This window comes from Tractidigestivibacter sp., assembly GCF_057241865.1.
In genome coordinates, this window is sequence record NZ_DBHHPX010000038.1 from 1 (window position 1) to 24,373 (window position 24,373).

Here is a 24,373-nt window from a genome sequence, read left to right on the forward strand (position 1 = left end):
TCTTCTTTCCAGATGGCATTCCGCAGCCTGGACCCACAAAAACATTACGCCGTCCGAGATGCACGCCGGGCACGAGAGCGCCTCTCGGATAGCCGAGGCGGATAGGCAGGAGCAGGTCGACGGTGAGCAGGGAACTCGCGCGCAACGGCCGGCGCGGATGCTACGGCACCTGCACCGCCCAGGAGCGTGCTGCGGCGAGACGCCGCACGCGCAGGGCGCGCAAGAGGCTCTCTGACCCGAGGCTTGGCGGACGAGGTGCGCTCGGGCTGTATTTAGTCAAACCTGGCTTTCGGGGGGCGCGGCGGGCCTCTCATCCTTCGCTGGTCTCGTTCATAGGCCCTTCAAGGTGGACGACTGGGGCTCGTCGCTCCCGATGGCCCACAGGGTCATCCCAACTTCAAGGCATTCGAGGGGGGCACCTTCCACGGCCTCTCCTCCGCCCGCATGCAGTCGTACGTGGACGAGTTCAGCTGGAGGCACAGTCACGGGGCGAGCCGAATGTGGCCGCCGACCTCCTGCGGGACATGTGCCCTGGGCACGTCACGCTCGGGGACATTGCCGCCACGGCGACCGTCCAGCCGAAGTTGATTAGGTAGATGATAAACAGAGGCTGGCTATGCGGAAAGTACTGAGCCATTTTGTCGGAATCCACAAACAGCCGCACCGATTCGAGACCCATGCGTTCACGCAACAATTCTGCAGGCCAAGCTCACAACGAATTCGTTGCGTGTTACAGTGAAGCCACAGGGAACGCGCTGTTACTGACGGATAATCGTGGGACACCACGGGGAAGCAGCGTGAATACAAGCCGCCGACCGTCTGGGCAAGCGCACCTGAGTGGGTGCCAGCCCGTTGTTGTCTTTAGAGGCTGGGCCCGCTCGCGTGTGCACGAGAGAAGAGAGGGCCCATGGAGGATCTGCTCGAGCTGCTGCGCGACAACCCCTATCCCGGGCGCGGCATTGTGGCTGGCAGCCGCTGCGTCTACTACTGGATCATGGGGCGCAGCTCCAACAGCCGCAACCGCGTGTTTGTGAAGACCGAGGACGGCATCCGCACCGAGGCGCATGATACCGCGCTTCTCGAGGACCCAAGCCTCATCATCTACCACCCCGTTCGCACCATGGGCGACGACCTGGTGGTGACCAACGGCGACCAGACCGACACCATCGTCGAGAAGGGCGACTTCGTGGCCGGCTGCATGGCCCGCGAGTACGAGCCGGACGCACCCAACTACACGCCACGCATCAGCTCGGTACTGCACCCCGACGGCTCGTTTGACCTCTCCATCCTCAAGCGCGCACGAGACGGACGCTGCGCTCGCGAGTTCTTCTCGTATGAGGGCGCTGACGGCGGGTGCGGTTACTTCATCAGCACGTACCAGGGAGACGGCAACCCCCTCCCCAGCTTTGCCGGCGAGCCCGTCCACGTGTGCATGGGGAGCCCCAAGGAGGTGTGGGGGGCGCTCGACCCCGCCAACAAGGTCTCGCTCTACACCAACGTCAACGGCGAGGTGCGCATCTTCAACAAGAACCTCGGCGACTAGGGTCGACGGTGGGTGGCACGGCATGCCTTTCCTGCGGACTCAAACAGCGCTTCGCGAACTCGCCGCAGGAAAGGCATGCCGTGCGCCCGTCAGCCCTCGTCGCCTCCACCCCCTGATGTCGTTGGAACTCGTTTCTCTGCTCTTCGTCCTTCGCTCTTCGTCCTTTGGTTTGTCTGCGTGTCGTGGCTGATGGGTGGCAGCCGTACTTGTCACGTGCAGGTCGTCTTTCTCCGCTGGCCTTTGCCTCTTTGCCTGCGGCGAGTTTGCGAAGCGTTGTCTGAGCAAGCAGGCAAAGAGGCAAAGGGGACAACAGAAAGGAAACGCATGGACTCGCTTGAACTCAAGTACGGCTGCAATCCCAACCAGAGGCCTGCACGCATCCTCATGCAGGGCGGCTCTGAGCTGCCCGTGACGGTGCTCTCCGGCACGCCGGGCTACATCAACTTCCTCGACGCCTTGAACTCCTGGCAGCTCGTGCGCGAGCTGCGCGAGGCAACCGACATGCCCGCGGCTGCGTCGTTCAAGCACGTCTCGCCTGCCGGTGCCGCAGTGGGAACGCCCCTCTCCGAGGAGGACAAGAGGGCCTTCTTCGTCGATGACGAGGGCGAGCTTACGCCCATCGCCTGCGCCTACATCCGCGCGCGCGGCGCAGACCGCATGAGCTCCTTTGGCGACTGGGCGGCTCTCTCGGACACCTGCGACGAGCGCACGGCCCTCTACCTCAAGCACGAGGTCTCGGACGGCATCATTGCCCCGGGCTACACGCCCGAGGCGCTCGAAATCCTGCGCTCCAAGAAGCATGGCGGGTACAACGTGGTCCAGATCGACCCCAACTACGTCTGCCCCGTCGTCGAGCACAAGGACGTCTTTGGCATCACCTTCGAGCAGGGGCACAACTTCTCGAAGATCGACCGAGACCTTCTCGGCAACGTGGTAACCAAGAACAAGGACATCCCCGAGTCCGCAAAGATTGACATGATCGTGAGTCTCATCACCCTCAAGTACACGCAGTCCAACTCCGTGTGCTACGTGAAGGACGGGCAAGCCATCGGTGTGGGCGCCGGGCAGCAGAGCCGCATCCACTGCACGCGCCTTGCCGGCAGCAAGGCTGACACCTGGTGGCTGCGTCGTCACCCCAAGGTGCTTGGCCTGCGCTTTGTTGAGGGCATTCACCGCCCCGACCGCGACAACGCCATCGACGTCTACATCTCTGACGAGCACGACGAGGTCATGGCAGACGGTGCCTGGCAGCGCGTCTTTGCCGAGAAGCCCGAGGTCTTGAGCGCAGACGAGAAGCGCGCGTGGATTGTGCTCCAGACGGGTGTGACCCTGGGCTCCGACGCCTTCTTCCCCTTTGGCGACAACATCGAGCGCGCGCACCGCTCGGGTGTGACCTACGTCGCCGAGCCAGGTGGCTCCATCCGCGACGACAACGTGATCGAGGTCGCCGACCGCTACGGGATGGCGATGTGCTTCACGGGGCTGAGGCTGTTCCACCACTAGGGCTAGAGCTCTAGCTCCCACATGCGGCATCCGTCCTCCTCGCCGTCCTGTCCGATTCCCTCGGCAGGGCGGCGAGGTTTCATTCCTATGTGGGCAAGCACGCGCTCGCTTGCTGCGTTTCGCACGTCAACCGTGGCAGTCAGGCGGGTGAGGCCCAGCTTGCGCGCCAAGTCGACCACAGCCTGGCACATCTCGGTGGCGATTCCCCTTCCCCACCAACAGTGGTCGACCGCATAGCCCAGCTCGCACGAACCGTCGGACGTCTCGACGAAGACCATGCCTATCAGCTCGCCTGTGTCCTTGAGGCATGCGGCAAGCTTGAGGCCGAGCGGCAGGCCTCTAGGCCCCACCTGCCCCGCATCTGCCTGTGCGTATGCGGGAAGGAAGAAGCGCTCCAGCTGGCTTCTCGCGTCTTCCTCAGACATCATTGGCCCGAACGGCAGGTACCGCGTGACCTCCTCGTTGGAGTTGATGCGATAGATGGCAGGTGCATCCGCAAGCGTGTAGCGACGCAGCGAGAGCCGCTCCGTCTCAAGGGGCAGGTACTCAATCACGTGCATGGTGGTAGCCTCCCAATCCATAATGAGCCTGCATGGGACGCATCCATCTCGGACAAGGAGCTTCTCGGCGAGGAGCGGGAGAGGCGCTTTGGCTAAGGTCATCCTGGGCACCAACATCATCCTCGACTACCTCAGTGCAGGTCGGCCATGTCATGCCGAGGCTGTCCGCTTGCTCGAGGGCATCATCGATGCCGGAGACGTTACTCCTGTGGTCCCAGCTGGCTGTCTTAAGGACGCATACTACATCATGTGCCGCCATTACCACAACGAACCGCTGGTACGAGAGCGCATGGACGCATTCCGCAAGGTTGTCAAAGTACAGGCGCTCACGGATGAGGTGCTCGATGCGGCATTCGCGTCAGACGAGCCGGACCTCGAGGACGCCATGGTGCGCGCAACCGCAGTGCTTCTCGGCGCAGAGGCAATCATCACACGCGATAAATCGTCCTATCGTGGCTCAGGCGTGCCCGCCATGGACGCCGTCACCTACTGCCAGTCGCTGTGACTCGCCGTCTCTCGCAGTCTCTCACCGCTCTCGTTCTTTATCGGAATTTGAGAACGGCGATTCCCGCGACCTGTGCAAACGTCGGGCCAACTTCTCAAAAACCGATAAAGAACGGGTAATTCGAGCATGCGGGCAATCGCTGGTCACACGTGAGCGTAGGCCAGGCGGTCGTCTCCGTTGCGCCCCAGTTTGATGATGCCGCAGTACGAGAACCCCCTGCTGGCGAGAAGGCCCTGCATGGGCTTGTTGTCGCGATGGGTGTCAGTGCGAAGGTTGCGCCCATGCTCCAGCACCCAGTCGAGTATCGTGCCACCAACTCCTTGGCCTTGACGTAACACCGCAAAGCGATGCACCAGGTCATAGGGCTCGTCATTTGGCCAGGTGCCATCATAGATGCGTGCGTAGTCAGGCTCCGGCCCGGGAAGGAACGCGAAGCAGCCAAGGACGTCATCGTTCTCGCCCACACAAGCGTGCAACATGCCCGTAGCGATGTCCTCCTCCACCAGCTCACGCGGAGGAAAGCTGTCGCCCCACTGGTTGGGGTTACCCGCCTCTCGCATGAATGCGCACGCACTCTCGTAGACCGCAAGCACGCTATCGAGTTCCGCAGGCGTTGCTGGACATATGTGCATGGTTTGCCCCCCAAGGCATAAGCTTCTACTTGCAAGCCATTGTAGCCTTGGAGAGCATGCGCGCTCCCCTAGTGCTGGTGCGGCCTCTCGGACACCGGGCGCAGCTCCGCACGGCAGCGGATCATCTCCGCAGCAATGGAGACAGCAATCTCGGGCGGCGTCACAGCGAGAATCGCATCGCCGATCGGCAGGTGAATGCCATCGACCCACGTTGGGTCCACGCCGCGCTCCTTCAGGGTCTTGCGGGCAAACGCCGCCTTTCCCCTGCTGCCAATGCAGCCCACGTAGGCAGGGCGCACGCGCGAAACCTGCTCGAGCACGTCGATGTCCCAGGCGTGCCCGTGCGTGGTTATCACCACGTAGTCGCGCGAGGTCACCTGGACCTTCTCGTCGAGCTTTGTGAAGTCGCCAAGCACCACGCGCTCCGCTGCCGGAAAGTCGCCCGAAACCGCGACGCCCTCACGGTCGTCGAAGACCACCACGCGAAAGCCCACGCTGGCAAGCACCGGCGTGAGGGCACGGCCAACGTGACCGCCGCCAAAGATGTAGGCGATGGGATTGGGACCGGCCGGCTCGGCGTAGATCTTGGCCTCCTCGTCCCAAAGGGCAGTTTCTGTGGTAGCACGCGAGTCGCCCTGGGGCAGATCATCGAGGTATGCAAGCTCGACGGTGACGTCTGAGAGATTCGCCCACCCCTCGGTAATCACGAAGGGCTTGCCGGAGCGCAGGTGGTCGAGAAGCCCGCCCAGGGTCTTCTCGGCAGATGCAGGCTCCCACAGCATCACGCCACAGAGGGCGTCACCACCGCACGCCATGCCGGTCTTGGCATGCGTCATCCATTCCAGTTGGTTGGGCTCATCGCCCGCCAGCACGCGCTGGCACCTCTCCTGCATCTGCTGCTCAATGCGGCCGCCGCCAATCGTGCCCAGCCAGGTGCCGTCGGCGAGAAGGGCCATGCGTGCGCTTGCGCCACGCGGCATAGACCCCCGCGTGGCGAGGATGCTTGCGAGGGCAAACGCACGCCCCGCCCCGGCCTCTTTCAAGAGCCTTCCCACAAACACCATGTCGCGAAGGGTCTCATGTGAGTCTGTCATAGGGTTCTACCTGCCATTCATTTTACTCAGCGACGTATATGGTCCTGGACCGCATCTACCCAACGTAGCTCACCCGGATTCGTGGCCCACCGTCATATTCCTCCACATGGCCCACCACGCGGGCATCCGGGACGCGTCCGTCGGCGAGAAGGTCGGCGAGCAGGGCGTCAGCGTCGTCTGCCGCCACAGCCACAAGGAGGCCGCCCGAGGTCTCGGGGCAGAAGAGGAGGTCGGCGAGGTCCTGCGGCACGCCCGTCATGTCCACGGCAGCCTCGGCAAAGTGACGGTTGCGATACATTCCCGCAGGCAGGATGCCCAGTCGCGCCCAGTCGCGCGCATGGGCGAGAAGCGCCGGCGCCGTGGCATCGATGACCATGCGGACGCCAGCGCCCTGCGCCATCTCGAGCGCATGCCCCATGAGACCAAAGCCCGTGACGTCGGTCGTCGCGTGGACGTCATGGCAAACGATCACGTCGCGCGCCCAGCGGTTGAGGCACATCATCTGCCGCTCTGCGGCGGCAACATCCGCGGGGTCTGCCAGGCCGCCCTTCTCAGCAGTGGTAACTACGCCCACGCCAAGCGCCTTGGTGAGCACAAGCACGTCGCCTGGGCGGGCACCCGCATTGGTGAGCATGCGGCGCGGGTCGACAAGGCCCGTGACCGCCAGGCCGTACTTGGGCTCCTCGTCGTAGATGCTGTGGCCGCCCACGATGGAGGCGCCCGCCTCGTAGACCTTCTCGTATCCGCCGCGCAAGATCTCGTGGACCACGTCGGCAGGCATGTCCTCGGGCACGGCCATCACGTTGAGGGCCACCTTGGGCTCGCCACCCATCGCGTAGACGTCCGAGAGCGCGTTGGCGGCGGCAATGGCACCGTAGGTATAGGGGTCATCGGCAATGGGCGGGAAGAAGTCGACGGTCTCCACAATGGCCACGTCGTCTGTCACGCGATAGACCGCTGCGTCATCCGACTTGTCGAAGCCCACCAGAAGGTTGGGGTCGCGCTGGACCTTGATGTCCTTGAGGAGCTTCGCAAGCTCTCCCGCGCCCACCTTGGCACCGCAGCCGGCGCACTCTGCGAGCTTGGTGAGCTTGACGTCGTTGCCACCAGCGGATGCCACGTTGTTCTCTGCCATTGCTATCCCTCCAGCCTGTGTGAGAAGTGCAGCAGCGCCTCAAGGACGCCTCCGCCCACGGCACGCGCCTTGTCCGAGACGCTGAAGCAGTGCCCAACCTTGCAGCGCGGGTCGATGTCCCCCGACTTCATCCCCTTGGTGACCGGGCAGCCCCCTTGCAAAAGGCCGCGCAGCACGCCGTCGATGGTCGCACGGAGAGGCTCGCCTGCAACCATGGCCACAAGGTCACCCTTCTTGACCTGGTCGCCAATCTTTGCGATGGGCTCGAAGGTGCCGTCGGCTGGGGCGCGCAGCACGCGCTCGGTGGTAAAGCCGGCAATGTTTCCCGGCACGCCCGTGTTGGGGATGGGCGAGCCATCATAGATCACGCGCCCAAGGTAGTGGCCGCGCTTGGTCTCGATGGCGGCGTGGCAGTCTGCGCTGGAGTTCTCGCCGGCGTGGAAGCCGGGACCCACGCCAATAACGACAGGCGCCATCTCCCTGGTGGTCCCAAGGTTTTCCTTGGCGAGAATTGCGTCGATCACAGCCTCCGGCGCCAGCGTTGGGATACTCTCGCCCCTGGGGTCCACCAGCACGGCGATGGTCCCCGTGGCTGCAACCTTGGCAGCCTTGGCCGCGTCCTTGCACCGCACGGCCCTGATGCCCTCGATCTCTGCCTCGCCCAAGCGCACCGCCTCGGAGAAGCACACGGTACGGCGCACCGCCGTGGGCACTGCCACGTCCAGCATCACGATAGATGCGCCCGCACGGTGCAGCCGCACGGCAATGCCCGAGGCGATGTCCCCCGCACCTCTCACAACAACCAGCATGTCTCCCCCTTGTCCGCCTAGGGGCGGATGCCCCTAGAGCTCGAGCTCGTACAGTCCAGCGCAGGCAAAGCGACCTTCCGCAAGCCGCTCGAAGTCACCGCGCGCCTCCGGTGGCATAGACCAGGCAAGCCCGCAGTCCGCGCGGATGCTCACCGGCGTTGGGATAAGTCGTCCCGCAACGCCTGCCTCCCTGCAGGCGGCCTCGCATGCCAGCGCCTCGTGCGTGGAGTCAAACGACGCCACCACCCGAGGCTTGCGCCTATGTCGTGGCATCGCCTGCGTCCTCCCCCTCTGCAGCCAGCTCGGCCAGGGCCCGTATGGCCGCATCCACGTCCTGCTCGGTGGTGAGGCAGCCAAACGAGAAGCGCACGGCACCTGTATCCTGGGTACCCAACGCCCGGTGCATGCGAGGCGCACAGTGGCCACCCGCACGCACGGCAATGTCGTAGTCGTGGCCAAGCGCATCCGCGACCTCAGAGGAGTCCCAGCCTGGCAGGTTCACGCTCACCACCGGCGCATGGTCGAAACCTGGTGCGAGAAGGCCATCCTCCGTAGCGGGAAAGTCACCGTAGACCGCAGCGCCAACTCGGCGCGCACCCATCACGAAGCGCCTTACAAGCGCCAGGTCGTATGCGTGGATGGTGTCGAGGCCACGCTCGGCGATCCAGGCAGCCGCAGCCGAGAGACCTGCGATGCCGTGGCCGTTGAGCGTGCCTGCCTCGAGGTGCTCGGGATAGCCTGCGGGCTGGCCCTCCTCAAAGGAGCGCACGCCCGTGCCGCCACGCAGCACCGGATGCACGTCCACGCCAGGGGCCACGGCAAGGCCGCCTGTCCCCTGCGGGCCCATGAGGGCCTTGTGCCCCGTGAAGGCCACCAGGTCGATGCCCAGCTCGTCCATGCAGATGGGACGCACCCCCGCCGTCTGCGCGCAGTCGAGAAGGACCGGCGCGCCTACGCCGTGCGCCGCCTGGACCACGCGGCCCAGATCCTTGCGCGCCAGGACATTGCCCGTGAGGTTCGAGGCATGCGTGAGGCAGACGAGGCTCGTGCCAGGCGTGATGGCGGCGACCAGAGCGTCGACGTCGAGCACGCCACGGCGGTCTGCCGCAGCAAAGCAGAGCGTCACGTCCCTCTCGTCGCGCAGGCGATAGAGTGGCCGCAGGATCGAGTTGTGGTCCCAGTCCGTGGCGACCACGCGTCCACCATCCGGCACGGTCCCAAGGATGGCCATGTTGAGCGCCTCGGTGGCGTTGGCGGCAAAGACCAGCCGTTCCGGGTGGCCAAAGCCGAGAAGCGCCGAGACCCGCTCCCGCGCGAGGGCGACGGAGCGGGCGGCGGCAAGCTCGGACTCGTGGGCGCCACGGCCGCTTGAGCCAAGGGTGCGCAGGGCGCGAGCGACGGCAGCAGCCACGCACTCGGGACGCTGGTACGACGTGGCGGCACAGTTGAGATAGATCATGGCATGCGCCTGGGCTACAGCGTGGTGACGCCCGGCTCACCGGCCATGGCCTCGGCAATCTCGTACAGGTTGGTGACACCGCCCACGGCAAGCTTGTCGCGGATGCCGTAGAAGTCGAGGCAGGTGCCACAGGTGAGGATCGTCGTGCCACGACTCTCGAGCTCCTTGATGTCATCGAGCGACTCGGAACCCTCGCAGGTGAGGTGCGCGCCGCCGTTGAAGAAGATCATCTTCTTGGGAACAGACCCGCCATGTGCCAGGGCGTAGATGAGGCCCTTCATGAGGATGTGGCCGAGCTTCTCGTCTCCGCGTCCCATGGTCTCGGTGTCCACGGCAATAACGGAAGCACCCGTGGCGGGCAGGTCGCAGAAGGCCTGGGCCTCGGTGGCAGCATTCTCGGAAGCGATCACCTCGCCGCGCGGGGTGAACGTAAGGGTTGTCTCGTCCCCAGATGCCGTGGTGGCAAGGCCGCAGCCCTTCTCGGCAGCAAGGCGCGTGAGGTTGCCAAGGGCGACGGAGTCGTTGACCACGACCTCGAGGGACTCGCCGACCGCGAGCTTGGGCAGTGCCTCCAGCGTGAGCACGACGGGCTTGGGGCAGGTGAGATTGCGTGCGTCGATCTTCATGGTGACTCCAATCTGTTCTACCGGCGGAGCGCTGCGACTGGCATGGGGCGACGTCGAGCGTTAACTACACGAGTGTATAACGTTGGGCCGAAAGCGGCATGCGGTATGCTGTGAGACAAGGGGGCTGTCCCTTTGTCTCATTAGAGCATATGACTTTTTGTAAGGGTTCCTCATGAATCTTACGGATTTACTGCGAACGGATAGCGGGGTGCTCTCAGTGGTGGGGAGCGGGGGCAAGTCGACCCTCATAAGCGAGCTTGCGCGCGAGCTCGGGTGCACGGTGATCATCGCGACCTCCACGCACATGCTGGCGCCCGAAGACTGCCCGCTCCTGCTTGACGCAACGGAGCTCGACATCGAGCAGGCGCTCTGGTACGCGCGCGTTGTCTGCGTGGGCAACCGCGCTCCCGGGGCAGACGGTACGGCGGGAAAGCTCCGCGCTCCGTCGTTGGGCTTTGGGACGCTCGCCGCACTCGCCGACCATGTGTTGGTTGAGGCCGATGGGGCGCGTCGGCTGCCCCTCAAGGCGCACGCGGCTCACGAACCGGTGGTGCCCACCGAGAGCCGCCAGACCATCCAGGTGGTGGGCGCGTCCGGCTTTGGCGGCAGCGTAGGCGAGGTTGTGCACCGGTCACAGCTCATGTGCGAGGCCGTGGGCTGCTCCGCAGGCGACGCATGCACACCCGAGCTGTACGCGCGGCTTGTGGCCACCGAGCATGCGGCGGGTGTGGTGCGGGCGGACGACATCGTGGTGAACCAGGCCGACGACCAGCACGGTATTGAGCTGGCCGCACGGTTTGCCGCGATGCTTCGCGCGTGCGGGGACAAGGTCCCCGTGGCCGCGGGTTCCATACGCGAGCATCGCCTGGAGCGAGTGTAGCGCGAGGGACAGGGGTCGCAGTTCTTCTCGGCCACAATGCTTGCTATGGGTGTGTGAGCTGCTACACATTCGGCGTCCGAATGTGTAGCGACCTGCGCGGGTCACAGATTCGGTCACGAATATGTGACACGAGCACGGCCCGGGAGCGCCGTCCCCACGCGCCCCCTACGCCGCAGCGGGCAGGGCGCACGCAATCACAACGCTCTCGACGCCGATAAGCGCCAGCGGAATGCACCCGTCAACAAAGGAGGGCAGCGGGTCGAGCCGGTAGTAGAGCACGTAGCACACCAGGCTCGCGACAAACCCCACCACGGCAAGCACCGCCACCAGCGCGGCAACACCGGTGTGGTCCACACCGCCAAGCACCAGCGCGCAGCAGGCCTCCATGCCGAGCCACGCCACAAAGAGCACCAGCTCGGTGGTGGGCTGACGCTGGAACACGCGCTGCGTGACGCCGAGAAGTACCAGGTAGAGCGCTATGGCGCCAACCAGGCACCCAACCACGGCCTCGGAGCGGGACAGGCTAGCGGCTCCCCCGCAGATGCGCGTGGCCCCCAAGACGCCGCACGCCACCGCGCCGAGAATGGCCACGATGCCGACGACCCTCAGCACCCCACGCGCGGAGCCCCCGCTCACTTTGGGCCAGAAGAAGATGGCCCACCAAGCCAGGTACAGAGCGCAGCAGGCAGCCATGAGCGCGTGACCCTGCCTTATCTGCTCAAATGCGATGGCGTCCACAACGGCCTCCGATTCTACCTTCCCAGACAGCCAATGGGGATGACGTAGACCCCATCGCTCCTGCGGTACGACTGCTCGCCAAGCCCAACAAGCACGGCAAGGAACTCCGGGCCACGGGCCTGGGCCAGCGCGTTTCTCCCCAGCTTCTCTCGCAGGCGCAAGAGATTGCCAGCGGCCTCCTCGACCTTGTCTTCCCCGAGCTTGACCTCGATTGCACCCCATCTTCCTGCCGCGTCTTCCACTATCGCATCCGCTTCGAGGCCATTGTCGTCGCGGTAGTAGTGCACCGGATCTCGCGATGCCTCTGGAAGTGCCCGGGCGTACACGGACAGGTCTCTCATGCAGAGGTTCTCGAATACCAGCCCGAACGTCTGCCAATCGCCTTTGAGAGACCGCTCGTTCATCTGAAGCAGCGAGACCGCCAGCGAGGGGTCCACAAGGTAGCGCTTTGGACTTGTGCGAAAGCGCTTGGGAGAGCGAGCAGGAGGCTCCCATCCGCGTATAGACAGCACCAGATAGAGCGACTCGAGAAGCGCGACGTAGTTCGTTATGGTTGCGAGCGAAGCCGAATCGGCGTTCTCGGTCTCCCCATACATATCGCGCACCATGGTCTTCCTGGTAACTGCCTGTCCCAGATTTCTCGCAAGACTACTCAAGAGGCGCCTGGCAATGTCGGAATTGCCGCCCTTCGAGGGAACGCTATGCTCGATTGTCGCATCTACGTAGTCCCTCGCTATGCGAAGGGCGCGGGCAGGCTTGATGTCTATTGCCTCTGGCCATCCTCCACGGCAGCACAGGGAGACCAGCCTGTCCGCAGTCATACTGCAGGTGGCATAGGTAAACTTGCCCTCGAAGAGCACGGCCAGAGACACCTCACCCGTAGAGTCCCCTGATTCCTGCAAAGACATGGGGAGCATCCGTACCCTTCCAATGCGACCAGCGCCACTGTGATGGGCCTTGTCCTTGGCGGGCGTTGATGACCCGGTGAGAATCCACAGCCCTTTTTCTCCAGACCCATCATCGACTTCATGTCGCACCACATCCCAGAGCACAGGCGCAAGCTGCCACTCATCAACCACGTGAGGGCGCTCTCCAACGAGAGCGGCCATCGGGTCCGAAAGCGCCATGCTCAGGTTCTGGCCTTCGTCGAGATAGATGATGCTCTTGGCATGTCGCCGCGCCGTCCATGTCTTGCCGCACCACTTGGCACCCGCAATCTCGACTGCCCCATAGGTCGCAAGACACTCCTCGACCTCATCATCGACAATCCTGGGCAGATATCCCTTCGGCACAACCGACATTTCCCCGTACTCCCTGCTTTATGCTCTGAGACCTCCATTGCCATTATCGCATATGTCTAGCAGCAACATTGTCATATTCCGCGATTTTTGTTGTCGATTTCAGCGATTTTCGTTGTCGATTTCAGCGATTTTTGTTGTCGGATTCCGCGAACACGGCCCCCTCAAAGCGCCCCCGAGAGAAGGGGCGGGCGGCACCGGCAACCTGCCGACACCGCCCGCCCGATGCTCAGAACTCCGTGCTCAGTTGGCGCCCGCACCCTCGGGACGAGTTGGGCCTACACCCTCGCTACGGCCTTGATCTCGACCTTGCCGCCACCGGGGAGCGCGGCCACCTGGAACGCCGCACGCGCGGGATACGGAGCCTCGAAGAACTCGGCGTAGATCTCGTTCATGGCAGCGAACTCGCTGATGTCGGCGAGAAGGACGGTGGTCTCGACCACATCGGCCATGGAGGCGCCGGCAGCCTCGAGGATGTTCTTCATGTTGGTCAGGCTCTGGCGGGTCTGGCTCTGGATGTCGTCGCCGGCAAGCCTGCCGGTCGCAGGGTCGATACCCAGCTGGCCGGACACGTTGATGGACCCGTTGGACACGACGCCCGCAGAGTAGGGGCCAAGTGCCTTGGGGGCCTTGTCGGTGACGATGGCAGACTTGCTCATGGGAAAACTCCTTCGCTTCTTGCCCGCTTGCGCGGGCGGCCAATGGATGAGAAGAGCGAGGGGCGAGAGACCCGCAAGGCCACGCCCCCGCGCGGCAGACCCTAGCGCGCCACGTAGCGCCCGGGCTTCTCGCCTGTGGGCTCACCGTCACGCACGGCAAGCATGCCGTTCACAAAGACGAGCTTGGCGCGCCCATGCGCCTCGAAGCCCTCGTAGGTGGTGTAATCGACGGCCTGGTGCTGGTTGGCGGCGCCGATGGCCCAACGAGCCGTGGGATCCCACACGCAGACGTCCGCGTCGGAGCCCGCCGCAAGCGCGCCCTTGCGCGGGTACATCCCAAACACGCGCGCCTGGCCCTCGGAGAGCAGGTGCAGGTAGTCCATGGGTCCCAGCCGTCCCTCAAAGGTGGTCATGATGAGCGCCGGCCTGTGCTCGACGCCGGGGCCGCCGTTGGGGATCTTCGTGAAGTCGCCACGGCCGCGGTCCTTCTGCCCGTGCAGGTTGAACGAGCAGTGGTCGGTCGAGATCTGGTCGACCTCGCCATCCTCGACCGCCTCGCGCAGCGCCGCGATGTCCGAGGGCTTGCGCAGGGGCGGGCTCATCACGTACTTTGCACCGGCAAAGCCATCCTCTCCCTGCTCAAGGTAGCACGTATCGTCCAGCAGCAGGTACTGCGGGCAGGTCTCGAGCGACACGCGGACCCCGCGCTCGCGAGCGGCGCGCACCTGTTCCAAGCCCAGGCGGGTCGAGCAGTGCACCACGTTCACGTGGACGCCCGTGAGCTCGGAGAGGTACATGAGACGGCCTATCGCCTCGGCCTCGCACTCCGCCGGGCGGCTCAGGGGATGTCCCTCGGGTCCCGTGATGCCCTCGGCAAGGACCCTGCGCTGCAGCTCGTTTACGAGGGTGCCATTCTCGCAGTGCACGCAGAGGATTCCGTCGAAGGGCTTGATGGCCTCCAGCACCTTCATGGTCTGGGCGTCATCCAGCCTCAGGTGGTCGTAGGCAAAGTAGGTCTTGAACGAGGTGACGCCGGCGTCGCGCATGTCCGCGATCTCCTCGCGGGTGTGCTCGTTCCAGTCGGCGATGGCCATGTGGAAGGCATAGTTTGCCGTGCAGGTGCCGTCGGCGCGCTTGTGCCACTCATCGAGCGCCTGGTGGAGGGTCATGCCTCTGTCCTGGGTGGCATAGTCCACGATGGTCGTGGTGCCCCCGCATGCCGCCGCTCGCGTTCCCGTCTCGAAGCTGTCTGCGGTCCAGTCCATCCCCGTCCAGCACTGCATGTGCGTGTGGGCGTCGATAAAGCCGGGGTAGACCCAGCAGCCCGTGGCGTCAAAGACCTCAGCGTTTGCCAGCTGGGCCTCGTCGAGGCCACCGGGAACGACGTCCGCGATCTTGTCGCCCTCTATGACCGCATCGCCGAGAAAGACTCCCCCAGGCGTCACCAGCTGCCCATTTCTCAGGACCTTTCGTGCCCGCGCAACCATACAACCATCTCCTTACAGCGAAGAGCCAGGCTCGTCCGGGGCACCAAGCCCCGCGTCCGCGACGGGCCATATACCCTGACCGGATTCCGACACCTCACGCAGCGCCGCAAGCTCACTGGCAACGCGCTCGAGGTCAGACGGGGTGTCAATGTCATCGAGTTCGGCTGGGAAGCGTGCCTCGACAAGCCTCGTGACGCAGGCAAGGTCTGGGTTTCTGTGCAGGAGCTCCCCTCCGCCCACGTCTCCCTCAAGGCCGAGAAGCGCGTCGGCCAGGTACCCCGGAAAGATCACGGGGCTCCCCACGCGGCCCTGCCAGGCCAGGCGTACCACGCTGGCCGAATGCGCGGCAAACTCGTCGAGCAGCGCCTCGACGCTCGCACCGGAAAGCAGTGGCTGGTCTCCCTGGACAAAGACATAGCCCGCACGCTTGCCCAGCACCCTTATGCCTGCGCGCAGCGTGTCGCTCTGAAGCGGACCCTCGGGCTCGACGCAGGTCACGTGCCTTGCCTCGCACACAGAGCGCACGCGCTCCCACCTCGTGGGGACCACCACATCAAGGCGTGCCGACACCAGCGCGTCAAGCGTGTGCGAGACCACGGCCCGGCCGCGCAGGGGCTCGACGAGCTTCTGCCTGCCAAAGCGCGTAGCCTCGCCGTTTGCCATGACAACGCAGCCCAGCCTCGGCACGCCAGCCATGCCGGCGAAGGCGGCACAGAAGCCCGCGTTTGCCGTCTCACTCATGCCCTGACGCCATGCCTCATAGCGACGGAGGAACTCCTCGCCCTCAGGGGTGAGGTTCGAGCTCCCGCCCTTCTCGCCACCGATGGAGCGCACGGTGAGGGGGCATCCCAGGGCGTGTTCGGCATCGTGCAGAATGCGCATGGCCTTGGTGTAGCTCATGCCCATAGCCTTGGCGGAGGCAGAGAGGCTGCCCGTCTCGCGAACGCCCGAGAGCAGTGCCATGGGACCTGGACCAAAGAAGCGTTTGTCGTCCTCATCAACAAGAAACGAGAAAACCCGTGGTTCCATAGCCCTCACCTCGCGCGCATTGCCGTTTCGATGCCTACATGCTATCCACGGACGATGGTACCAGTCTTCCCGGCGATGCCGTCCGCCGCACGGTCGAGCTCGGTGATGAGCGAGATGCGTCCGGAACCGGACTGCGTAAACTGGAGCGCCGCCTGGACCTTGGGCAGCATCGAGCCCGGAGCAAACTCGCCGGCGTCGATGTAGCGCTGGGCCGTCTCGGGCGTGAGCTTGTCGAGTTCTGTCTGGTCGGGCTTGCCAAAGTGGATGGCCACCTTCTCGACCGCCGTAAGGATGACCAGGGCGTCGGCATCCAGCTGCTCGGCCAGGCGCGCGGCAGCGAAGTCTTTGTCGATAACGGCCGCCGCACCCTTGAGGTGATGGCCCTCGGTGTGGTAGACGGGAATGCCGCCGCCACCGCAGGCGATAACAACATGGTCCGCCTCAACCAGCGAGCGGATGGTGTCAAGCTCGACGATGGACTTGGGCCTGGGACTTGCCACCACGCGCCGCCAGCCGCGGCCGGAGTCCTCGACCACCGTGTAGCCACGCTCGGCCACCAGGTGGTCGGCCTCCTCCTTGGTCATGAAGGCGCCGATGGGCTTGGTGGGGTGCTCGAAGGCAGGGTCTTTGGGGTCGACCTCGACCTGCGTGAGCACCGTGGTCACACCGTGGTGGATGTCGCGATTGGCCAGCTCCTCGCGGATGGCGTTCTGCAGGTCATAACCAATGTAGCCCTGGCTCATAGCCACGCAGACCGAGAGCGGGCAGGGGATGTACTTCTCGGGGTCAGAGCGCGTGAGCTGGGTCATGGCCTCCTGGATCATGCCCACCTGCGGGCCATTGCCATGTACGACGATGACCTCATTGCCATCGGCGATGAGGTCGACGATGGCCCTGGACGTGTGCTTCACCGCTGCCATCTGCTCCGGCAGGTTCTTTCCCAACGCGTTGCCGCCCAGCGCGACGACGATTCGCCTTCCCATGCGTTTCTCTCCATTCTCCCCTAGCCGCTAAAAACAGGGCACGGGCCGGCCAACCGAGCATTCCGGCTCGGCCCGACCAGCCCGCGCGTGCCCTTGTGGGTCCTACGCCAGTCGCCCCGATGCCCGGCGCTATGCCTCGAGCCAACGGCTGCGGCCGCGCTGCTCGAGCTCCTTGAGCATGGCAACGGGGTCCTTTGCCTTCTGCAGGAAGACCATTGCTGCCACGGCGTACGGCTTGTAGCTGGCCTCCTTGTACAGGCCGTCGCGGTGGACGTCAAAGACCTCGCTCGTAACCTCGCCGTGCTCGCAGGAGACGCCCTCGATGTCGGCTGGCAGCGGGTGCATGTAGATGGTGTCCATGCCCTTTGCGGTCTTGGACATGAGCTCGGACGTGCAGTGCCAGTCCATGTGCGTGGCGTTCTGGGCGAGAAGCTCCTTCTCCAGGGTGTCGATGCCCTCTGAGTCACCGGCAGCATAGAGCTTGGTGCGCTTCTCCATGGCCGCGTAGGGGGCCCAGCTCTTGGGGACCACGATGTCGGCGCCCTCGAAGGCCTCCTCCATGGAGTGGGCCTGGGTGAAGGTGGCACCAGACTCCTTGGCGTAGACGCCAGCCTGCTTGACCAGCTCGGGCATGAGGTCGTAGTCCTCGGGGTGTGCCAGGGTGACGTTCATGCCAAAGCGGGTGAGCAGCATGATGAGCGACTGCGGGCAGGAGAGGGGCTTGCCGTAGGAGGGGCTGTAGGCCCAGGTGACGGCGACCTTCTTGCCCTTGAGGTTGTCGAGCCCGCCAAACTCGTTGATGAGGTAGAGCAGGTCAGCCGAGGACTGCGTGGGGTGGTCGGAGTCGGACTGCAGCGAGACGAGCGTGGGACGGTGATCGAGGATGCCGTCGGCGTAGGACTGCGCCACGGACTCGGAGACCTCCCTCATGTACGCGTCGCCCTCGCCGATGAACTTGTCGTCGCGAATGCCGATGACATCGGCCATGAAGCTGATCATCGTGGCGGTCTCGCGCACGGTCTCGCCATGGGCCACCTGGGACTTCGCCTCGTCCAGGTCCTGCTGCTGCAGGCCCAGCAGGTTGGTGCCGGACGCGAACGAGAAGCGCGTGCGCGTCGAGTTGTCACGGAAGTTCGAGACGGCCAGGCCCGAGTCGAAGATGCGGGTCGAGATATTGCGCTCGCGCAGGTTGCGCAGGGCATCGGCGACCAGGTAGAGGGAGCGGAGTTCGTCGGTGGTCTTGTCCCAGGTGTGCAGGAAGTCGCTGTTGTACATCTTGGAGTGGTCGAGCTTGGAAAGCTGGTCGAGGTAGCTCTGGAACGTTGCGTCCATGCCGTCTCCTTCTGTGTTGGGCCGCAGGCCGCTCCTGCGGCGGGGGTGGGTGAGAAGTGCGTGCTACTTGATGTCGTTGCCCGTCAGGGTACCGCGGTACTCGGTGACGTCATCGGTAGCCTGGCTGGGGTCGTAGAGGTTCACGGCCGCAACGTAGAGAGCTGCGCAGGTAGAGAGGTCCTGCTTGTAGGTGACCTCGTTGGGGGCGTGGGCCTGGGATTCGGCGCCGGGGCCAAAGCCCACGCACGGGATGCCATAGCGGCCCTGGATGGACACGCAGTTCGTGGAGAAGGTCCACTTGTCGCACAGAGGCCTGCCCTCGCGCTTGTCCATGGACTTGGGGCAGCCGATGCGCTTGTCGCCAAAGAGGGCCTCGTGCGCGTCGACGAGCGCCTTGACGTGGGGCGCGCTCTCCTTGTTGATCCACGTGGGGAAGTAGGCCTCGGTCTCGTAGACCTCGCCGGTCCAGCTGGGACGGTCGTACATGTACATGGAGACCTTCACGTCCTCGCCGTACTTCTTGACGGCAGGCAGGTTGCGAACCTCCTCGAGGCAGGACTCGTAGGTCTCGCCAGCAGTCATGCGACGGTCGATGGAGATGGCGCAGGAATCGGCCACGGCGCAGCGCGAGGGGCTGGTGTAGAAGATCTGGGAGACGGTGCAGGTGCCGCGGCCTAGGAAGCGTGCGTCCTCGTAGTGGTCGGGGTTGTACTTGGGGTCGAGCATCTTGACGAGGCCCCTGATGGAGGTGGACTCGTCTGCGCCGTTGTTGTTGAGGGCGCGGACGTCGTTCACGATGTCGGCCATCTTGTAGATGGCGTTGTCGCCGCGCTCGGGGGCAGATCCATGGCAGGAGACGCCCTTCACGTCCACGCGAATCTCCATGCGGCCACGGTGGCCACGGTAGATGCCACCGTCGGTGGGCTCGGTGGAGATGACGAACTCGGGCTTGATGCCGTCCTTGTTGTAGATGTACTGCCAGCACATGCCATCGCAGTCCTCTTCCTGGACGGTGCCCACGACCATGATCTTGTAGCCCTCGGGGATGAGGTCCATGTCCTTCATCATCTTGGCCGCGTACGTGGCAGCTGCGACGCCGCCCTCCTGGTCGGAGCCGCCACGGCCGCCGATGAGCTGGTCGTCCTCGAAGCCCTTGTAGGGGTCGAAGTCCCAGTTGTCGCGGTTGCCGATGCCCACGGTGTCGATGTGGCCATCGATGGCGATGATCTTGTCGCCCGTGCCCATGAAGCCCATCACGTTGCCAAGGCCGTCGACCTTGACCTCATCGAAGCCGAGCTTCTCCATCTCGGCCTTGATGCAGGCCACGACGTCGCCCTCCTCGCAGGACTCGCTGGGGTGGGAGATCATGGCGCGCAGGAACGCGGTCATGTCCGCGTTGTAGGCACGAGCCGCTTCCTTGATCTTGTCGTAGTCGAGTTCCTTCATTGGGTCCTCCTCGCATCGAGCAACGTTCCAGCCGCCGGCTTGTAAACAATAAGTCTGCTAACCAAACTTTTTGTTTGGTTAGCCTAATTAAAGCATGCGCAAGGGGAAATTCAAGGGCCTTTCCCAAACTGATGATTTTTGTCGCAGACGGTCTCTTTGGCACGGTGGACGGTGGAACCAGGGGAATCTGGCGAGAGAGATCAGGGGGCGACATATCGGGGAGCTCAATGGGATTGATGATCGCGACGTCGCTAAGCACAGTCTTCGCAGGCTCGCCCAGGATGGCCGCGCCGCTCGCACGTGATGCTGCTTAGCGACGCATTCGGGATTGTGTGGTCAAAAGACAGGATGGCCGCGCCGCTCGCACGTGATGCTGCGCTCTGCCATCCTACATGCGCTACCATCGCGGTGGATGAAAAAGATGGAGGACCCATGGGCGTACTCATCAAACTGCGCGACTGCGAAAGCCTCTCCCCCGCTGAGGCCCAGGTACGTGATGTGATTATCGCCGACCCGCGCGCGGTGCTCTCCTCCACGGTCTACGAACTCGCTGCGTCCTCCTATACCTCGCCCTCAACGGTCTCACGCCTGTGCAAACGCGTAGGCATCTCAAGCTACGCGAAGCTCCGACTCATGCTCGCTGAAGAGATCAGGCACCTTGAGATGATTGAACTCGACTACCTCGACACCACAACCATCGAGCCAAACGACACCCCCGTCCGCGTCATCGAGAAGCTCACGAACATCTCGATCAAGACTATCCAGGAGACCCACGAACTCATCGACCTCGATGCGCTCAAGCAGGCGGTGGAGCTCATTCGGGCCGCCTCCATTCTCGACTTCTATGGCATCGGCGCCTCGATGCTCGTAGCGCTCGACGCAGAGTCCAAGTTCATGCGCATAGGGAAGTGCTCGATTGTCCACCAGCACTACGATCGCCAAAAAGTGCAGGCCATCAACTCCGATGACTCGCACGTAGGGCTTATCTTCTCTTACTCAGGTGAGAGTCCCGAGATGCGCGAGATTGCTCGCATTCTCAAGGACAACGGAACCCCCACCATCAGCGTCACCAAGTCGGACCGTAACACGGTGAGCAGGCTCACCAGCTGTCGCCTCTTTGTCACGGCACGTGAGTCACTCCAGCGTGCGGGCGCCATGGCGTCGCGCAGTGCTCAACTGTATATGGTCGATTTGCTCTATACGCTCTTTATCACGTCGGATTATGACCGTTCAACCCGAAAAATCAGCCGTACAGCACTCGGCTAGCTGACTGGAACTTTTACTTCAATATCGATTGGCAACACATTCGAGCTGCGAGTTCCTTACTTAAAGGTGAAACTTCATCTCATGTCAACTGAAACTTTATATCTGTTTGTTACGTAAACTGAGAAACGAAGTTTTCATTTGGTACCTTTGGGTCAGCCGACCTTGGGAGGTACCCATGATAACCATCGCCCGAATCGACGAACGTCTCATCCACGGACAGGTCTCCTACGCCTGGGCCACCGCCTACAAGAGCGAGGCCATCATGGCTGTCGACTCCGAAATCGCCCGGGACAAAATGCAAGTGTCGTTGCTCAAGATGGCCTGCCCTACCGGGCTCAAGTGCTTTGTCGCAGATGAGGGGCGCGCGGTCGAGCTGCTCGCAAGGTACGAGCGCCACAAGATCTTTGTGGTGGCAAAGGGCCCCAACACCTACCTGCGCATGGTCGAACTCGGCACGCACATCGAGGAGATAAACGTAGGGGGGCTCTACTTCAAGGAGGGGCGTCGCCAGATTGCACGCACCGTGTATGTGGATGACCACATGGTTGAGGCGTTCAGAAAGCTCATCGAGAGGGGGGTGAGGCTGGAGGTCCGCACGCATCCACGCGATGCGTCAGAGGACCTGATGAAACTGCTGTAGGATGCGGGGCCACCCGCACAAACAGGCGAGAGAGATCGCGGAAGGAGTGTCATGGAACTGTTACCGGCACTTGGGCTAAGCATCTTCATCGGCCTACTTATCCTTGAGAACTATGGGTACGGATACTGGATGATCTCCCGTCCCATCTTCGCGGGGCCGCTCGTCGGCCTCATCCTCGGTGACCTCCCCACAGGTCTTCTGGTGGGAGGCACCGTCGAGCTCATGTACATGGGCGTGCTCCCCATTGGCGGCTCAGTCCCGCCCAATGCCCAAATCGCGGGCATCATCTCCACGGTCTTGGCCATTACGAGCGGCGGAAATCCTGAGGTCGGCATCGCCCTTGCACTGCCCATCGGCGTACTCGCGCAGCTGCTCATCATGCTCGCCTGGAACGTCAACATCATTCTCATTCACACGGCCGACAAGCACGTCCTCTCTGGCAACTACCGCGCCGTCGAGCGCATCCACCTCTGCGGCCTATTCGTGTTCTTCGCAATTTTCTTCACGGCGTCGTTTCTTGCCATATATCTGGGCAGCGATTTCGTAAGCAATCTCGTCGCGAGTATGCCCGCCGTTCTCACCGATGGTCTTAGAGTTGCCTCCGGCATCTTGCCTGCAGTCGGTATGGCCATGCTCCTCAAGATGATGGACTTCAGGGGCTACTGGCCCTTCTTCGTAATTGGCTTCGTCGCTGCGGTCTACATGGGGCTCTCCGTTCTGGAACCGCACCCCGCGGCAGGCCTGCTGGGTCGCGAGCGTCGTCCAGCCGATGATACCGCGAACTCCCTCCGGCCGGGGGACAATCCGACCAGGGGACGGCCCGCCGCCGTGGGCGTGCGCGCGGTCCCCCGGAGTTCCCCGCCGCTCGTCGAACGGGAGCCTAATGACAAGTTAGGCTTCCTTACAAACTGTTATCATCCGCTGTGGCACCGTTATGCATGGGCATGGATAGCGGTGCCCATTGCAGTCGCCCGCTGGGACACGGTTGGCGTGAGGACGCGCCCGGACGGGGGAGTTGAAAACAGAAGAGGCACTCCGCAGGGCCTTCCCGGACGTGAGGACGTCAGCCATGCGTGGGCACAGGAGAGGAGCCACTATGGCAAACGTTAAGATCAATGTGACTGAAGCAAGCCCGCATAAGGTGCAACGTCTGGCTGAGAGCTACTACAAGGAAGGGTTCTTCTGCGACGAGGCAGTCATGTGTGCCCTTCGCGATTCCTTCAAGCTCGATGTGCCTGAGCAGGTCATTGCAATGGTTTCAGGCATGTCGGTGGGTGTCGGCAAGTCTGGCTGCATGTGTGGCGCTGCGAATGGCGGCGTCGCTGCACTCGGCCTGCTCTATGGACGCACCGCCCAGGATGGTCCTACTGACCCAGCCGTCCAGAGATGCATGAGCTTCACGCATGAGCTCCACGATTGGTTCCGCGACGAGAACGGCAAGCACGCCCTGTGCTGCCGCGTGCTTACCCGCGAGTTTGATATGGGTAAGGGAGCCCACAAGGAGCAGTGCATTTGGTTTACCGGCCTCTGCGCATGGAAGGTCGCTACGATCGTGTGCCGCGAGGAGGGCATAAAGAATCTTGATGAGGGTGCCGAGGACGGCGCCGAGCCCCTGCCTCGCCTTAGGATCGAGGACGTTTTGCCCATGAAGAAGGAGGACTTCGTTGCTTAAGAGAGTCCCTCTTCCCATCACGGGGGTCATGCTAGGGTGTGCCGCTCTCGGTAACTTGCTGCAGGGCTACGGCGAAGGTTTCCATGCTGTCTTTGGCATCGTCGCGGTCCTGCTGGGTCTGCTCTTCGTAGCCAAACTCATTGGAGATAACGAGTCCGTACAAAACGACATGAAGAACCCCATGCTTGCGAGCATCTCGGGCACCTTCTCCATGGCGTTGTTGCTGCTTGCCGGCTATGCAAAGCCGCTCTCTGCAGAGTTTGGCATTGTCCTGTGGTGGACTGGACTTGCCCTCCACATCTGCCTGATTGTGTGGTTCACGGTCAAGTATGTTGCCCATTTCGACCTCAGGCAGGTCTTCCCAAGCTGGCACATCGTCTACGTAGGCATCGCAGCCGCTTCTGTGACTGTGCCGGCCTTTGGCATGGAGGCAATCGGTACGGCATGCTTCTGGTTTGGCCTCGTGACCTTTGCCATCCTCACGTTCGTGATCGTTAGGCGCTACACAAAGGTTGGGGAGCCTCCCGTTCTTGCGCGTCCTGTATTCTGCATCATGACGGCACCTGCCAGCCTTTGCGTTGCCGCATACGTTCAGTCCGTGACGCCCAAGTCGCTCGTACTGCTCGCTTGCATGGAGGTTGTCGCAACGGTTCTCTACGCTGTTGTTCTCTCGCAGCTCCCGAGATTCCTCAAGGTCACGGCTTTTGCGCCAAGCTACGCAGCCTACACCTTCCCGTTTGTGATTACCGCCATAGCACTTAAGCAGACCATGGCTTGTGTGGCCGCATTGGGGTCTCCTGCGCCTTGGCTTGCGCCGCTTGTGCTGGCTGAGACCATTATTGCAACGGTGCTCGTGCTCTATGCGCTTGTCCGTTTCCTCATGCACATCTTTGGCGATGGGGGGACCCAGGTACAGAAAGCCTAGGATGCCTCATGAGCCGTATCTTCCAATAGGAGATTAACCCCTAGCGGAGATGGGCTTGGTGGGCCGTGGCATCTGTGAGGCCGTCTCAGGCATGATGTCCTCCTATCTTCAAGTCGTTGCATCTGAGAGCCGGATACCGGATGCTTTGATGC

At 63.2% G+C, this 24,373-nt stretch carries 25 protein-coding genes and 1 riboswitch; of the genes, 9 read left to right on the forward strand and 16 right to left on the reverse strand.

The window, feature by feature from the left end; all coding sequences use genetic code 11:
- The first annotated feature begins 747 nt into the window (after nucleotides 1–747).
- Nucleotides 748–832: riboswitch (ZMP/ZTP riboswitch) on the forward strand.
- Nucleotides 833–907: 75 nt separating this feature from the next.
- Both ACO59D_RS10770 and ACO59D_RS10775 read left to right on the forward strand, forming a co-directional pair.
- The gene (locus tag ACO59D_RS10770) at nucleotides 908–1,543 is read left to right on the forward strand and encodes an IMP cyclohydrolase (RefSeq protein WP_485126982.1); all 636 of its coding nucleotides are present in this window, start codon (nucleotides 908–910) and stop codon (nucleotides 1,541–1,543) included.
- A gap of 189 nt (nucleotides 1,544–1,732) precedes the next feature.
- Complete coding sequence (locus ACO59D_RS10775) at nucleotides 1,733–3,046, forward strand: phosphoribosylaminoimidazolecarboxamide formyltransferase (protein ID WP_485126983.1); 1,314 nt, start codon at nucleotides 1,733–1,735, stop codon at nucleotides 3,044–3,046.
- A gap of 2 nt (nucleotides 3,047–3,048) precedes the next feature.
- Here ACO59D_RS10775 and ACO59D_RS10780 read toward each other — a convergent pair whose 3' ends face one another.
- Nucleotides 3,049–3,606 (reverse strand): GNAT family N-acetyltransferase, encoded by a 558-nt coding sequence (locus ACO59D_RS10780; RefSeq protein WP_485126984.1) that lies wholly within the window; start codon nucleotides 3,604–3,606, stop codon nucleotides 3,049–3,051.
- 88 nt (nucleotides 3,607–3,694) lie between these two features.
- On the opposite strand from ACO59D_RS10780, the gene ACO59D_RS10785 reads away from it, so the two are divergent.
- Nucleotides 3,695–4,111, forward strand: a complete 417-nt coding sequence (locus ACO59D_RS10785) for a PIN domain-containing protein (RefSeq protein ID WP_485126985.1) — start codon at nucleotides 3,695–3,697, stop codon at nucleotides 4,109–4,111.
- Nucleotides 4,112–4,254: 143 nt separating this feature from the next.
- Here the strand turns inward: ACO59D_RS10785 and ACO59D_RS10790 are convergent, their stop codons facing one another.
- From ACO59D_RS10790 to yedF, 7 genes are all read right to left on the reverse strand, one after another.
- The gene (locus ACO59D_RS10790; protein ID WP_485126986.1) at nucleotides 4,255–4,743 is read right to left on the reverse strand and encodes a GNAT family N-acetyltransferase; all 489 of its coding nucleotides are present in this window, start codon (nucleotides 4,741–4,743) and stop codon (nucleotides 4,255–4,257) included.
- Between the two features lie 68 nt (nucleotides 4,744–4,811).
- Nucleotides 4,812–5,837 (reverse strand): XdhC family protein, encoded by a 1,026-nt coding sequence (locus tag ACO59D_RS10795; protein WP_485126987.1) that lies wholly within the window; start codon nucleotides 5,835–5,837, stop codon nucleotides 4,812–4,814.
- Between the two features lie 55 nt (nucleotides 5,838–5,892).
- The gene (gene selD / locus ACO59D_RS10800) at nucleotides 5,893–6,972 is read right to left on the reverse strand and encodes a selenide, water dikinase SelD (RefSeq protein ID WP_485126988.1); all 1,080 of its coding nucleotides are present in this window, start codon (nucleotides 6,970–6,972) and stop codon (nucleotides 5,893–5,895) included.
- 2 nt (nucleotides 6,973–6,974) lie between these two features.
- Nucleotides 6,975–7,781 carry a selenium-dependent molybdenum cofactor biosynthesis protein YqeB gene (yqeB, locus tag ACO59D_RS10805; protein WP_485126989.1) on the reverse strand — a complete coding sequence of 269 codons (807 nt, stop codon included), beginning with the start codon at nucleotides 7,779–7,781 and terminating at the stop codon, nucleotides 6,975–6,977.
- Nucleotides 7,782–7,814: 33 nt separating this feature from the next.
- Nucleotides 7,815–8,054, reverse strand: a complete 240-nt coding sequence (locus ACO59D_RS10810) for a putative Se/S carrier protein (protein ID WP_485126990.1) — start codon at nucleotides 8,052–8,054, stop codon at nucleotides 7,815–7,817.
- Complete coding sequence (locus ACO59D_RS10815) at nucleotides 8,041–9,240, reverse strand: aminotransferase class V-fold PLP-dependent enzyme (RefSeq protein ID WP_485126991.1); 1,200 nt, start codon at nucleotides 9,238–9,240, stop codon at nucleotides 8,041–8,043. Before ACO59D_RS10815 ends, ACO59D_RS10810 begins: the two co-directional genes overlap by 14 nt.
- A gap of 14 nt (nucleotides 9,241–9,254) precedes the next feature.
- On the reverse strand, nucleotides 9,255–9,866 hold the full coding sequence (gene yedF / locus ACO59D_RS10820) for a sulfurtransferase-like selenium metabolism protein YedF (RefSeq protein WP_485126992.1): 612 nt from the start codon (nucleotides 9,864–9,866) through the stop codon (nucleotides 9,255–9,257).
- A gap of 172 nt (nucleotides 9,867–10,038) precedes the next feature.
- On the opposite strand from yedF, the gene yqeC reads away from it, so the two are divergent.
- A complete protein-coding gene (gene yqeC, locus ACO59D_RS10825) occupies nucleotides 10,039–10,746 on the forward strand; it encodes a selenium cofactor biosynthesis protein YqeC (protein WP_485126993.1) in 708 nt (235 codons plus the stop codon).
- Nucleotides 10,747–10,911: 165 nt separating this feature from the next.
- Here yqeC and ACO59D_RS10830 read toward each other — a convergent pair whose 3' ends face one another.
- The 8 genes from ACO59D_RS10830 to ACO59D_RS10865 all read right to left on the reverse strand — a co-directional run bounded on the left by ACO59D_RS10830 (nucleotide 10,912) and on the right by ACO59D_RS10865 (nucleotide 19,718).
- A complete protein-coding gene (locus ACO59D_RS10830) occupies nucleotides 10,912–11,484 on the reverse strand; it encodes a hypothetical protein (protein WP_485126994.1) in 573 nt (190 codons plus the stop codon).
- A gap of 14 nt (nucleotides 11,485–11,498) precedes the next feature.
- Nucleotides 11,499–12,785 carry an ATP-binding protein gene (locus tag ACO59D_RS10835; RefSeq protein ID WP_130812809.1) on the reverse strand — a complete coding sequence of 429 codons (1,287 nt, stop codon included), beginning with the start codon at nucleotides 12,783–12,785 and terminating at the stop codon, nucleotides 11,499–11,501.
- A gap of 275 nt (nucleotides 12,786–13,060) precedes the next feature.
- Nucleotides 13,061–13,441 (reverse strand): Rid family detoxifying hydrolase, encoded by a 381-nt coding sequence (locus ACO59D_RS10840; RefSeq protein WP_485126995.1) that lies wholly within the window; start codon nucleotides 13,439–13,441, stop codon nucleotides 13,061–13,063.
- A 101-nt stretch (nucleotides 13,442–13,542) separates the two neighbouring features.
- Nucleotides 13,543–14,928, reverse strand: coding sequence for a dihydropyrimidinase (gene hydA, locus ACO59D_RS10845; RefSeq protein ID WP_485126996.1), 1,386 nt, complete (start codon nucleotides 14,926–14,928; stop codon nucleotides 13,543–13,545).
- A gap of 12 nt (nucleotides 14,929–14,940) precedes the next feature.
- Nucleotides 14,941–15,957: an NTP transferase domain-containing protein gene (locus ACO59D_RS10850; protein ID WP_130812806.1), complete on the reverse strand. Its 1,017-nt coding sequence runs from the start codon at nucleotides 15,955–15,957 to the stop codon at nucleotides 14,941–14,943.
- 41 nt (nucleotides 15,958–15,998) lie between these two features.
- Nucleotides 15,999–16,940 carry a carbamate kinase gene (gene arcC / locus ACO59D_RS10855; RefSeq protein ID WP_485126997.1) on the reverse strand — a complete coding sequence of 314 codons (942 nt, stop codon included), beginning with the start codon at nucleotides 16,938–16,940 and terminating at the stop codon, nucleotides 15,999–16,001.
- 129 nt (nucleotides 16,941–17,069) lie between these two features.
- Nucleotides 17,070–18,272, reverse strand: a complete 1,203-nt coding sequence (ygeW, locus tag ACO59D_RS10860) for a knotted carbamoyltransferase YgeW (RefSeq protein WP_485126998.1) — start codon at nucleotides 18,270–18,272, stop codon at nucleotides 17,070–17,072.
- A gap of 63 nt (nucleotides 18,273–18,335) precedes the next feature.
- Entirely contained in the window at nucleotides 18,336–19,718 is a 1,383-nt protein-coding gene (locus ACO59D_RS10865) for a YgeY family selenium metabolism-linked hydrolase (RefSeq protein ID WP_485126999.1), read from the reverse strand.
- A 432-nt stretch (nucleotides 19,719–20,150) separates the two neighbouring features.
- On the opposite strand from ACO59D_RS10865, the gene ACO59D_RS10870 reads away from it, so the two are divergent.
- The 5 genes from ACO59D_RS10870 (at nucleotide 20,151) to ACO59D_RS10890 (ending at nucleotide 24,221) form a co-directional block, all read left to right on the forward strand.
- Complete coding sequence (locus ACO59D_RS10870) at nucleotides 20,151–20,984, forward strand: MurR/RpiR family transcriptional regulator (protein WP_485127000.1); 834 nt, start codon at nucleotides 20,151–20,153, stop codon at nucleotides 20,982–20,984.
- A gap of 175 nt (nucleotides 20,985–21,159) precedes the next feature.
- Entirely contained in the window at nucleotides 21,160–21,624 is a 465-nt protein-coding gene (locus ACO59D_RS10875; RefSeq protein WP_485127001.1) for a PTS sugar transporter subunit IIB, read from the forward strand.
- A 51-nt stretch (nucleotides 21,625–21,675) separates the two neighbouring features.
- Nucleotides 21,676–22,734 carry a PTS mannose/fructose/sorbose/N-acetylgalactosamine transporter subunit IIC gene (locus tag ACO59D_RS10880; RefSeq protein ID WP_485127002.1) on the forward strand — a complete coding sequence of 353 codons (1,059 nt, stop codon included), beginning with the start codon at nucleotides 21,676–21,678 and terminating at the stop codon, nucleotides 22,732–22,734.
- Entirely contained in the window at nucleotides 22,721–23,296 is a 576-nt protein-coding gene (locus tag ACO59D_RS10885) for a C-GCAxxG-C-C family protein (protein WP_485127003.1), read from the forward strand. The genes ACO59D_RS10880 and ACO59D_RS10885 overlap by 14 nt, the downstream gene beginning before the upstream one ends.
- The gene (locus tag ACO59D_RS10890; protein WP_485127004.1) at nucleotides 23,289–24,221 is read left to right on the forward strand and encodes a TDT family transporter; all 933 of its coding nucleotides are present in this window, start codon (nucleotides 23,289–23,291) and stop codon (nucleotides 24,219–24,221) included. Before ACO59D_RS10885 ends, ACO59D_RS10890 begins: the two co-directional genes overlap by 8 nt.
- Nucleotides 24,222–24,373: the final 152 nt, after the last annotated feature.

Excerpts from the sequence above, each read along its gene's own strand:
- ACO59D_RS10885 (WP_485127003.1), top strand. The coding sequence starts at position 22,721 with ATGGCAAACGTTAAGATCAATGTGACTGAAGCAAGCCCGCATAAGGTG.
- ACO59D_RS10775 (WP_485126983.1), top strand. The coding sequence starts at position 1,733 with ATGGGTGGCAGCCGTACTTGTCACGTGCAGGTCGTCTTTCTCCGCTGG.
- ACO59D_RS10835 (WP_130812809.1), bottom strand. The coding sequence starts at position 12,785 with ATGTCGGTTGTGCCGAAGGGATATCTGCCCAGGATTGTCGATGATGAG.
- yqeB (WP_485126989.1), bottom strand. The coding sequence starts at position 7,781 with ATGCTGGTTGTTGTGAGAGGTGCGGGGGACATCGCCTCGGGCATTGCC.
- ACO59D_RS10780 (WP_485126984.1), bottom strand. The coding sequence starts at position 3,606 with ATGCACGTGATTGAGTACCTGCCCCTTGAGACGGAGCGGCTCTCGCTG.
- yqeC (WP_485126993.1), top strand. The coding sequence starts at position 10,039 with ATGAATCTTACGGATTTACTGCGAACGGATAGCGGGGTGCTCTCAGTG.
- ACO59D_RS10770 (WP_485126982.1), top strand. The coding sequence starts at position 908 with ATGGAGGATCTGCTCGAGCTGCTGCGCGACAACCCCTATCCCGGGCGC.
- ygeW (WP_485126998.1), bottom strand. The coding sequence starts at position 18,272 with ATGGACGCAACGTTCCAGAGCTACCTCGACCAGCTTTCCAAGCTCGAC.
- ACO59D_RS10870 (WP_485127000.1), top strand. The coding sequence starts at position 20,151 with ATGGGCGTACTCATCAAACTGCGCGACTGCGAAAGCCTCTCCCCCGCT.
- ACO59D_RS10810 (WP_485126990.1), bottom strand. The coding sequence starts at position 8,054 with ATGCCACGACATAGGCGCAAGCCTCGGGTGGTGGCGTCGTTTGACTCC.
- ACO59D_RS10840 (WP_485126995.1), bottom strand. The coding sequence starts at position 13,441 with ATGAGCAAGTCTGCCATCGTCACCGACAAGGCCCCCAAGGCACTTGGC.
- ACO59D_RS10880 (WP_485127002.1), top strand. The coding sequence starts at position 21,676 with ATGGAACTGTTACCGGCACTTGGGCTAAGCATCTTCATCGGCCTACTT.
- selD (WP_485126988.1), bottom strand. The coding sequence starts at position 6,972 with ATGGCAGAGAACAACGTGGCATCCGCTGGTGGCAACGACGTCAAGCTC.
- ACO59D_RS10795 (WP_485126987.1), bottom strand. The coding sequence starts at position 5,837 with ATGACAGACTCACATGAGACCCTTCGCGACATGGTGTTTGTGGGAAGG.
- ACO59D_RS10815 (WP_485126991.1), bottom strand. The coding sequence starts at position 9,240 with ATGATCTATCTCAACTGTGCCGCCACGTCGTACCAGCGTCCCGAGTGC.
- hydA (WP_485126996.1), bottom strand. The coding sequence starts at position 14,928 with ATGGTTGCGCGGGCACGAAAGGTCCTGAGAAATGGGCAGCTGGTGACG.
- arcC (WP_485126997.1), bottom strand. The coding sequence starts at position 16,940 with ATGGGAAGGCGAATCGTCGTCGCGCTGGGCGGCAACGCGTTGGGAAAG.
- ACO59D_RS10790 (WP_485126986.1), bottom strand. The coding sequence starts at position 4,743 with ATGCACATATGTCCAGCAACGCCTGCGGAACTCGATAGCGTGCTTGCG.
- ACO59D_RS10850 (WP_130812806.1), bottom strand. The coding sequence starts at position 15,957 with ATGGAACCACGGGTTTTCTCGTTTCTTGTTGATGAGGACGACAAACGC.
- ACO59D_RS10875 (WP_485127001.1), top strand. The coding sequence starts at position 21,160 with ATGATAACCATCGCCCGAATCGACGAACGTCTCATCCACGGACAGGTC.
- ACO59D_RS10865 (WP_485126999.1), bottom strand. The coding sequence starts at position 19,718 with ATGAAGGAACTCGACTACGACAAGATCAAGGAAGCGGCTCGTGCCTAC.
- yedF (WP_485126992.1), bottom strand. The coding sequence starts at position 9,866 with ATGAAGATCGACGCACGCAATCTCACCTGCCCCAAGCCCGTCGTGCTC.